The following is a 1,008-nucleotide window of genomic DNA, read 5'->3' as shown; positions in this document are numbered from 1 at the left end:
ACACGAGCCAGGTCATGACCGGGTAAGGCAGACCGTGGCCCTGCACGGCGCGCCCGCGGGGAGGACATCCGGCGGCGAGCTCCGCGACCGACGCCTTCGTCCGGCCGTTTCGCATTCGACGAAACGGCAGACCACGCCGACCATGCTTTACCTGACCGGTCTCCTTTAGCGGGATCAGCGCGCACGAGGGCGTGAGTCTCGAGGGCATCCGACGCGTGCTCGACCTCGAGGACACGCGGGTCGCCGAAGATCACGGGCAGGCCGTCGTCGATGCGTCGTGCAGGCGTCGATCGACGCCAGGCGCGGCGGGGCCGGACGAGGAGGCCCAGCCATGTCCAGGCACACGATGGTCGTCGACCTGCTCGGCCTCGGCGGCGGCCTCCGCTCGCTGCGTCGCCGGGCGTAGGCCCCGGCGTGCACACCGTGCAGCGCGTCGGCGACCTCGACGTCCTCGTGAAGCCCTCCCCCGTCGCCATGGTCTGGAACGAGCCGGGCCGCCCGCACGACGCGATCGCGGCGCCGGGCGTCCCACGAAGCGGGAGCGTCGAGACCTCGAGCGGCTCCGGGGACGGTGAGGCGCCTGACGCCCCCACGCGCTGCCGCCGTGACGGCCGCCCGGGCGTAGCCTGAAGCGGTGCAGAAGGAACTCACCCACGAACCCGATGCCCGTCGCTATGTGCTGAGGCTCGGGGGCGATATCGCGAGCGTGCTCGACTACCGGGTGCTCGGCGACTCCGTCGCCTTCACGCGCACCTTCACGAACCCGCGGTATCGCGGCAGCGGCCTGGCCGGCGAGCTCGTCGAGTTCGCCGTCGACGACGTCGAGGCCACATCCGATCGCCGTATCGTGCCGAGCTGCTGGTACGTGGGCGAGTGGTTCGACCGGCACCCCGATCGCGCGGCGATGCTCGATCCGCGAACGGCCTGACCATGGCCGCCGGGTACTCCGCCGCGCAGGTTCGCGCCGCCGAAGCCCCGCACCTCGCCGCCGGCGAGCCGCTCATGCTG

The 1,008-nt window shown here is 72.2% G+C and carries 2 protein-coding genes; both read left to right on the top strand.

Annotated features, from left to right (window positions below):
• Window positions 1-414: 414 nt before the first annotated feature.
• Window positions 415-630 carry a hypothetical protein gene (locus tag GH736_RS25580; protein ID WP_203230937.1) on the top strand — a complete coding sequence of 72 codons (216 nt, stop codon included), beginning with the start codon at window positions 415-417 and terminating at the stop codon, window positions 628-630.
• Between the two features lie 4 nt (window positions 631-634).
• The gene (locus GH736_RS23445; RefSeq protein WP_159607467.1) at window positions 635-928 is read left to right on the top strand and encodes a GNAT family N-acetyltransferase; all 294 of its coding nucleotides are present in this window, start codon (window positions 635-637) and stop codon (window positions 926-928) included.
• The last annotated feature ends 80 nt before the right edge of the window (window positions 929-1,008 follow it).

The sequence above is a fragment of the Agromyces humi genome (assembly GCF_009720255.1).
GTDB lineage: Bacteria > Actinomycetota > Actinomycetes > Actinomycetales > Microbacteriaceae > Agromyces > Agromyces humi.
Note: the sequence above shows the minus strand (reverse complement) of the source record. Positions and strands in the feature narration are given on the sequence as shown.